The sequence below is a fragment of the Pseudostreptobacillus sp. genome, from assembly GCF_977040545.1.
In genome coordinates, this window is sequence record NZ_CDRRBS010000046.1 from 1 (window position 1) to 8,591 (window position 8,591).

Annotated in this window: 9 protein-coding genes and 1 pseudogene; all 10 read left to right on the plus strand. The window is 25.4% G+C overall.

Features of this window, described 5'->3' with window-relative positions:
- A partial coding sequence (locus tag ACWYO2_RS03455; protein ID WP_455515105.1) for a M20/M25/M40 family metallo-hydrolase occupies nucleotides 1–369 on the plus strand: 369 nt, incomplete at its 5' end.
- Nucleotides 366–1,730: a 23S rRNA (uracil(1939)-C(5))-methyltransferase RlmD gene (rlmD, locus tag ACWYO2_RS03460; RefSeq protein WP_455515106.1), complete on the plus strand. Its 1,365-nt coding sequence runs from the start codon at nucleotides 366–368 to the stop codon at nucleotides 1,728–1,730. The genes ACWYO2_RS03455 and rlmD, both read left to right, overlap by 4 nt.
- A 2-nt stretch (nucleotides 1,731–1,732) precedes the next feature.
- Nucleotides 1,733–2,332, plus strand: a complete 600-nt coding sequence (plsY, locus tag ACWYO2_RS03465; RefSeq protein WP_455515113.1) for a glycerol-3-phosphate 1-O-acyltransferase PlsY — start codon at nucleotides 1,733–1,735, stop codon at nucleotides 2,330–2,332.
- A 14-nt stretch (nucleotides 2,333–2,346) separates the two neighbouring features.
- Nucleotides 2,347–3,351, plus strand: coding sequence for an NAD(P)H-dependent glycerol-3-phosphate dehydrogenase (locus tag ACWYO2_RS03470; RefSeq protein WP_455515107.1), 1,005 nt, complete (start codon nucleotides 2,347–2,349; stop codon nucleotides 3,349–3,351).
- An 8-nt stretch (nucleotides 3,352–3,359) separates the two neighbouring features.
- Nucleotides 3,360–4,196, plus strand: a complete 837-nt coding sequence (locus ACWYO2_RS03475; protein ID WP_455515108.1) for a sigma-70 family RNA polymerase sigma factor — start codon at nucleotides 3,360–3,362, stop codon at nucleotides 4,194–4,196.
- Between the two features lie 14 nt (nucleotides 4,197–4,210).
- Complete coding sequence (locus ACWYO2_RS03480) at nucleotides 4,211–5,320, plus strand: DNA polymerase III subunit beta (protein WP_455515109.1); 1,110 nt, start codon at nucleotides 4,211–4,213, stop codon at nucleotides 5,318–5,320.
- A gap of 178 nt (nucleotides 5,321–5,498) precedes the next feature.
- Complete coding sequence (gene nagE / locus ACWYO2_RS03485) at nucleotides 5,499–6,968, plus strand: N-acetylglucosamine-specific PTS transporter subunit IIBC (RefSeq protein WP_455515110.1); 1,470 nt, start codon at nucleotides 5,499–5,501, stop codon at nucleotides 6,966–6,968.
- Nucleotides 6,969–7,075: 107 nt separating this feature from the next.
- Nucleotides 7,076–7,756: a 5'-methylthioadenosine/adenosylhomocysteine nucleosidase gene (locus ACWYO2_RS03490; protein ID WP_455515111.1), complete on the plus strand. Its 681-nt coding sequence runs from the start codon at nucleotides 7,076–7,078 to the stop codon at nucleotides 7,754–7,756.
- The gene (locus ACWYO2_RS03495; protein WP_455515112.1) at nucleotides 7,756–8,253 is read left to right on the plus strand and encodes a hypothetical protein; all 498 of its coding nucleotides are present in this window, start codon (nucleotides 7,756–7,758) and stop codon (nucleotides 8,251–8,253) included. The genes ACWYO2_RS03490 and ACWYO2_RS03495 overlap by 1 nt, the downstream gene beginning before the upstream one ends.
- A gap of 11 nt (nucleotides 8,254–8,264) precedes the next feature.
- Nucleotides 8,265–8,591, plus strand: a pseudogene (locus tag ACWYO2_RS03500) (hypothetical protein); the annotation flags it as partial.

Sequence of the window (8,591 nt, forward strand, 5' to 3'; positions counted from 1 at the left end):
ATAGTGAATATATTAAAATATGATTTACCTAAATTTGTTGAAAGTCTAGGAGCGAGTATAGAAATTGATGTTAAAGAAAGTTATCATCCTGTGATAAATGATTTTGAAAAAACTAAATTTTTAGAAAATAATATATTAGATATTTTTGGAAAAGAAAAGCTTGAAATTATAGAGCAAGCTAGAATGGATGTAGAAGATGTAAGTTATTTTCTTGAAGAAATTCCCGGATCATATTACAGACTAGGAATAAGAGATGAGTCTATAGGGGCTGTATATGATTTACATCATCCTAAATTTAAAGTAAATGAAGAAGCAATAAAATATGGTTTGATTTTGCAATTTAAAAATGCTTTGGAGTATTTGAAATGAAAATAAATGATATAGTAGAAATAAAAATAGAAAAGTTGGTTTTTGGAGGAGAAGGACTAGGATATTTAAATGATTTTGCAATTTTTGTTCCTATGTCTGTTCCTGGAGATGTTTTAAGTATTAAGTTAATATCTTTAAATAAAAATTATGGTAGAGGTTTAATAGAAAAGATAATTTTGCCATCTAATGATAGATTAGATAATAAAAAAATAACATTTGAGGATTATTCTGGTTGTGATTTTGCAATGATAAAATATGATAAGCAAGTTTTATATAAATCAGAAATATTAAAAGATATATTAAAGCGTTTGGGAAAAATTTCTGTTGAAAATATTCCTTTTGAAAAAAGTGACGATATATATAATTATCGAAATAAAGTAGCAGAACCTTTTGTTAAAATAAAAGGAAAAATACATACAGGATTTTATCAAAAAAGAACTCATGATATATTTGTTGCGGATGAATATAATTTAAGGTCTATTTGTTGTAATTATATAATGAATGATTTGTTAGAAGAAATGAATAAATTTAAAGGTACTAAAAGGGAATTTAAGGTATATAATGATGTAAATAAAAGTGGACTTCTTAAAACTTGTATTGTTAGAAATAATAGTAAAGGAGAATTGTTACTTGTTTTAGTAGTTGATAAAGAATCTAATTTAAATAGGTTAAAAGATTTTTTATTATATTTTTATAAAAAACATGATAATCTTAAATCTATATATATATCAATTAAAAATAAAAAAGATAATGTTATATTTGGTGAAGAAACTTATAAAATAGCAGGATTAGACTATATTGAAGAAAATATAATGGGTATCAATTTTAAGATTTATCCTGATTCATTTTTTCAGATAAATAGAAATCAAACGATTAAGTTATATAATGATGCGATAAATTTACTTGGAGATTATTCTGATAAGAATATAATAGATGCATTTTCAGGTACGGGGACAATATCTATGATAATGTCTTTAAAAGCCAAAAAAGTATACGGGATAGAACTAGTAAAATCATCTGTTATTGCTGCAAGAAAAACTGTAAAAGATAATAATATTAATAATGTGGAATTTATAGAAGCTAGAGTTGAACATGTTATTGATAAAATTATGAATAAAGATAAAATAGATTATATAGTATTTGATCCACCAAGAAAAGGGATAGATTATTCTGTTCTAGAAAGTGTTTGTGAATCAAATATATCTAAAATTGTGTACATTTCTTGTAATCCGTCAACACTTGCAAGAGATATAAAAATATTGATAGAAAAAGGATATAGACTAGAATATGTAAAAGGTTATGATATGTTTCCTCAAACACATCATATAGAAGTTTTAGTTCTATTAGTGAAAGGAGAATAATGATATTATTTTTTATATTATTTATATTAGCTTATTTAGTAGGTTCTATTCCTAATGCGTTATGGATAGGTAAGATGTTTAAAAATATAGATGTTAGAGATTTTGGTAGTGGAAATGTAGGTGCAACTAATGCAGCTAGAGTTTTAGGGTGGAAACTTGGAGTAATGGTATTATTATTTGATGCTTTTAAAGGAATGATTTTTATTATTATTGCTAGAAAGTTTGGATTATCAGATATATATGTAGTATTAATAGGACTTGCAGCAATATTGGGTCATAGTTATAGTATATATCTTAAATTTAAAGGAGGTAAGGCAGTAGCAACTTCTTTAGGAGTTATGTTAGTGTTGATACCTAAAGTAATTATTATACTAGTTATTGTATTCCTTTTGATTGTTATTTTTTCAGGATATGTTTCTCTTGCTTCAATAAGTGTTGCAGGTCTACTTCCAATTTTAACGTATATAATGTATAATAATATTATAGCTTTATTATCACTTGTTGTAGGAATACTAGTTATATGGAGACATAAATCTAATATTAAGAATTTATTAGAAGGTAAAGAAGATAAATTTTACGATAAAGCTAATAGAAATAAGTAATATAAGGAGAGGTTATGAAAATATTAACTATAGGTGGAGGTAGTTGGGGAACTGCTTTAACTTACTTATTAGATAAAAAAGGATATAAGTGTTATATTTGGGAATATAACGAACAATATCGTAAGGAAATTAGAGAAAGTAGAGAGAATAGTAATTTTTTAAAAGGTTTTAAATTAAATGAAACTATAGAAATTATAGATGATTATTTAGAAATAATAAATAAAGAAAATATAGATATTATTTTACTTGCAACTCCAACACAATTTTTGAGAAATATAGTTGTTAAATTGAAAGGTAATATTAATAAAAATACTATACTTGTAAATGTGGCTAAAGGAATAGAAATTTCTAGTGGTTTTACTATATCTAAAATGATAAATGAAGTTTTAGGAGAAAATATATATAAATATGTATTACTTGCTGGTCCAACACATGCAGAAGAAGTAGTAAATGATATGCCTTCAGCAATATCGGCAGTATCTAATGATCAAGAAGCAGCAAAAATAGTTCAAAATGTTTTTAGTATAGGACATACTTTAAGAGTTTATACTGGTTCAGATTTAATTGGTTCTGAATTAGGTGGTGCGATAAAAAATTGTCTTGCAATATGTGCAGGTATTTGTGATGGATTAGGATATGGTGATAATACTAAAGCTGCTCTATTAACTCGTGGAATGAATGAAATGGTTGTTATAGGTAAAGCGTTAGGAGCTAATCCCCATACATTTTTAGGTTTAACAGGTATAGGTGATATGATAGTTACTTGTACAAGTAAACATAGTAGAAATAGATATTTTGGTGAAGAAATAGGTAAAGGTAAAAAAGTAGACGATGTAATCAATGAAATGAAGATGGTAGCAGAAGGGTTACCTACTTCAAAAGCATTATATAATATTATAAAAAAATATTCTTTAAGAGCTCCTGTATTTACTGAATTATATGCTCTTCTTTATGAAAATAATAATGTTAAAGATCTTTTACCTACATTTATGTCGAGAGAATTAAAATCAGAATTTTAGGAGAATAGATGGATAATAAGATAAATGAAGAAAAGGATATAAATCTAATATCTTTATATATATCAGACTTACAAAGTCATGACTTACTTAGTGCAGAGGAAGAATTTGAGTTATTTAAGAGATTTAGAGAAGATAATGATGAACAAGCTAAACATCTTTTAATATTATCTAATTTAAGATTAGTTGTTTCAGAAGCGAAAAAAATGGTTGGTAATGGATTACCTTTAATAGATTTAATAAGTGAAGGAAATTTAGGATTAATAAAATCTATAGATAAGTTTGATTATAACAAAGGTTTAAGATTTAGTACTTATTCAGTTTGGTGGATAAGGCAAACTATAAAAAAAGCTATAGTGAATTTAGGTAGAGATATAAGGATACCTTCTTATAAATATGAACAATTATCTAAGGTTAATAAAGTAATAGATAGTTATCAAGCTGAAAATGGTGATATACCAAGTCCGGAATATATAGGGGAGCAATTAGGTATGAAACCTAATAAGGTTGTTTTACTTCAAAATGAATTTCAGGATATAGTATCTTTGAGTGAATCTATAGGAGATAATATATATCTTGAAGATGTTATAGGTCAAGAAGATGATTTAGAAACTGAAATAATAAAAAAAGATCAAATTATAGAAATTTATGATCTTTTAAATAGTGCTTTAAATGATAGAGAGAAAGAAATTTTAGAGATGAGATATGGATTAGGCGAATCTAAAATATATACTTTAAAAGAAATAGGTGTTAAGTTAAATATTACTAGAGAAAGAGTTAGACAAATAGAGAAAAAATCCATAATTAAACTTAAAAAGTATTTAGAAGATTATAAAGATATTTATTGAAAGGAGTAGGTGTAATGTTAGATATAAAATTAAATAGAAGAGAATTTTTGAAAATGATACAAATTGTAGACAATGCTATTGTTGATGATAAATCAAATAGTAGTAAAACTGGTACTTATGTAGAAGTTTTAGATGATAAGATAGTATTGAAAGGTATGAGTGATGGTCTATTTATAAAAGCAGAATTAGCATGTGAAGTTATTGAAAAAGGAGAATTTATTATTAGACATAAACTTATGGAAGAATTTTTGAAACAGTTAGATTCAGAAATTATAGAAATAAAAGAAATTGATAATAAAATAAATATAATATCTGGTCAAAGTAGTAGTGAATTTTCTATATATCAATATGAAAAAATGTATGAACCAAAAGTTGGTGAAGTTGCAATGAGTATAAATTTTGATAGAAATAAATTACTAGATGATATAAATAATGTTAAATTTGCTGCAGATATTCAATTAGGAAATAAAACGAATTGTATTAGATTTGAGAAAGAAAATGCAATTAAGCTTATAGCAACAGATCAGAGAAGATTAGTGTATTTGGAAAGAAAAATTGAAGAAGCTGATGGAGAAAGTTTAAGTATAAGTATACCTTTACGTTCTATAAATAGTTTATCTAAGATTATGAATCAGTTAGATGATGAGGTTATTAATTTTAAATCTGATGGAGCTAGAGTTTTATTTAAATTTAAAGATGTTGAAGTTATATCAAAGTTAAATGAATCAGCATATCCTATGTATAAACCTTTAATCGATAAGATAAATAATTGTGATAAGAAAGCTACTATAAATATTAAAGACTTTACTTCAGTTTTAAAAAGAATATATGTTTTTGTTAAAGATAATAAAGATAAAAAAGATGTAGCTTTATTAACGTTTAAATCAAATTCTTTAGAAATATTAGGTAAAACTGATTTAGCAGAATCTAGTGAAAATTTACCTATAATTTATGATGGAGGAGATTTAAGTATAGGATTAAATGTTAAATTTTTATTGGATTATTTACAAACTTTACAAGAATCTGAATTTGTTGAAATCTATTTATCAAATGAGTTAAATCCTATTTTTATAAAAGATAATTCAAAGCATACAGTTTACTTAGTTGCACCAACTAAAATGTAAAATAATTAAAAAATGTTAAAAAAGTTTTTGTTTAAAAAACTATTTAAAAATCTATGTTTTTATTTAAAAGTTAAAATATAGGTTAAAAAAGTTACGATTTTTAAAATAGTAATAATAAAAATTATACTCAAATTTAGGGTATATTATATTATAATATAAATTAAGGGAGTGAATCGTTATGATGAAGTATTTACAAAGACTAGGTAAATCTTTAATGTTACCAGTAGCAGTATTACCAGCTGCAGCTCTATTAATGGGTATAGGTTATTTCTTAGACCCAACAGGATGGGGAGCAGGAAATGTTGTTGCTGCATTCTTTATTAAAACAGGAGCTGCAATAATAGATAAAATACCAATACTATTTGCTATAGGAGTTTCATTAGGGATGACTAAAGAAAAAGATAGTGCTTCTGCTTTATCTGGATTAGTTGCTTATTTAGTTGTAACTACATTATTATCTTCAGGAGCTGTTGCTCAATTTATGCAAGTTGCACCTGAAGAAGTTCCAGCAGCTTTTGCTAAAATAGAAAATCCTTTCATAGGGATTTTATCAGGGATTATAGCTGCTGAATTATATAATAAATTCCATAAAATAGAATTGCCTGATTTCTTAGCTTTCTTTAGTGGTAAAAGAGCTGTACCAATTATAACATCATTTGTTATGGTTGCAGTATCTGGATTATTATTCTTTATTTGGCCAACAATATTTGGTGGTTTAACTAAGTTTGGTGAAGGATTTGCTAAATTTGGACCTGTAGGTGCTGGATTATTTGGATTATTTAATAGATTATTAATACCTTTAGGATTACACCACACATTAAATTCAATATTCTTCTTTAACTTAATTGGAATTAATGATATAGGAAGATTCTGGGGAGATCCAGCTAATGCATTAGTTGATTTACCAGAAGTTGTTAAATCTACATATCATGTAGGTATGTACCAAGCAGGATTCTTCCCAGTAATGATGTTTGGGTTACCAGCAGCAGGATTTGCTATGTATATGACAGCTAAACCAGAAAGAAAATCTGAAATAGGATCATTAATGTTAGCAGCAGGAGTTGCAGCTTTTGTAACTGGTGTTACTGAACCATTAGAATTCGCATTTATGTTTGCTGCACCATTATTATATGCTTTACACGCTATTTTAACAGCTATTTCATTAACAGTAGTTGCTTATCTTGGAACAACTGCAGGATTTGCATTTAGTGCTGGATTAATAGATTATGTTTTAAGCTTAAGAAACCCTAATGCTAATAATCCATTATTATTACTTCTTGTTGGTATAGTATTTGCGGCTATTTACTTTGCAGTATTCTACTTTGCAATTAAATTCTTTGATTTAAAAACACCAGGTAGAGAAGATGACATAGTAGATGTTAAAGTTGAAGTTACATCAGATGATAAATTTACAGCAATGGCAGAAATAATACTTGAAGCTATTGGTGGACCTGCAAATATAGTATCAGTTGATAATTGTGCTACAAGATTAAGACTTGAATTAAACAATACTGATATAGTAGATAAAAGTAAAGTTAAAGCTTCTGGTGCATTTGGAACTACAATTGTGAATAAAAATGCTGCTCAAATAGTAGTAGGACCTAAAGTTGAATTCGTTGCAACAGCATTAAAAGAATTAATTAAATAATATTTTATTTATAAATACTCCCTTTTGGGAGTATTTTTATTTTCTTATTCAAATTTTAAAAAAAAAATGTTAATATATACTAAAGGAAACTTATTTTAGGAGGAAATATGATTGGAATTATAGGGGCAATGGATGAGGAAATTAGTGTAATATCATCAGAAATAAAAAATTTAACAGTATATGATATTAATAATATGAAATTTTATAAAGGTAAAATATATGATAAAGATATAGTTTTGGTAAAATCAGGTATTGGTATGGTTAATGCCTCTATTACGACAACTTTATTATTTAAAGAATTTGGTGTTGATAAAATACTATTTTCAGGAGTCGCTGGTTCTTTAAATAGAAATGTAAATATAGGTGATGTAGTAATAGGAGATAGTTTACTTGAATATTTATTTGATGCAACAGAATTTGGTTATGATATAGGTACAATACCAAGAATGGATACTTCAATATTTAGATCAGACATATTATTAAATAAAATAAAAAATATTTTAAAAAATGATAATATATATTATGGTAAAATTTTATCTGGAGATAAATTTGTTTCTAATTTATCAGAAAAAGAGAAATTGGGTGAAAAGTTTAATGCACTTGCAGTAGATATGGAATCTGCATCAGTTGCTCACTGTGCTCATGTATTAGGAATAGAATTTGCTATTATTCGTTCTATATCTGATTCGTTAAATTCATCTTCTGTAATGGAATATACAGAATTTGTTAATTTAGCTGCTAATAATTCTAAAAATGTAATACTTAAAATTTTAAAAGGTGGTATATAATGAGAAAAAAAAATAAGTTTATAAATCTATTGTTTTATTTATTACTTTTTATTTCTTTTATCTTTATTTTTCTTAAGGTTAAATATATAAATAGGACTGCAGTTACAAATACGCAAATTTTTTCTTCTTCATTTAATATAAGAAAAGTTGGGTTTGAAAAAAATAAAATAGATATTACAGAAGATGAAAAGAAAGATGAAAAAGAATTAGTAAATTCTGAAATTAAAGAAGATGAAAAAGAAGAAATAAAAACTAATGATGAAATTAAACAAGAAGAAGTAAAAGCTAATGATAAAATTAAGCAAGAAAAAGAAACAACTAAAGTTAAAAAGGAAAATAAACAAAATGAAGTAAAGAAGGAAACAAAAAAGGAAGTTAAAACTGATATAAAAACAGCTAAAGAAAAAGAAAAAACTGTGAACACAATAGTTAATGATTTGAATAATAAAGTGGCAAATGAAAAAAATACTAAAAAAATAAAGAATAATAAGAGATAGAAGGTAATAATATGGATGATAAATTAAGAAATAAATTGGAAGAAGAGTATAGAAATAGTAGAAATATCATTTGTGGTTGTGAAGAAATTTCATTTGAAAATTTTTCTGAATTTAGAGTTGCAGAATTAAGTTCAGAATTTAGAAAAAAATTTAAAGAAAGAATATTAAAAGATGCAAAAATTAAAAAACCAAATATTTTAAAGGTTGATAGTTTTTTAAATCACAAATTAGACATTAAATTATTAAAAGAAATAGGAGAAGAATTTTCTAGAATATTTAGAAAAGAAAAAATTGATAAAATAGTTACAATAGAAACATCAGGTATTTCTATAGCAACT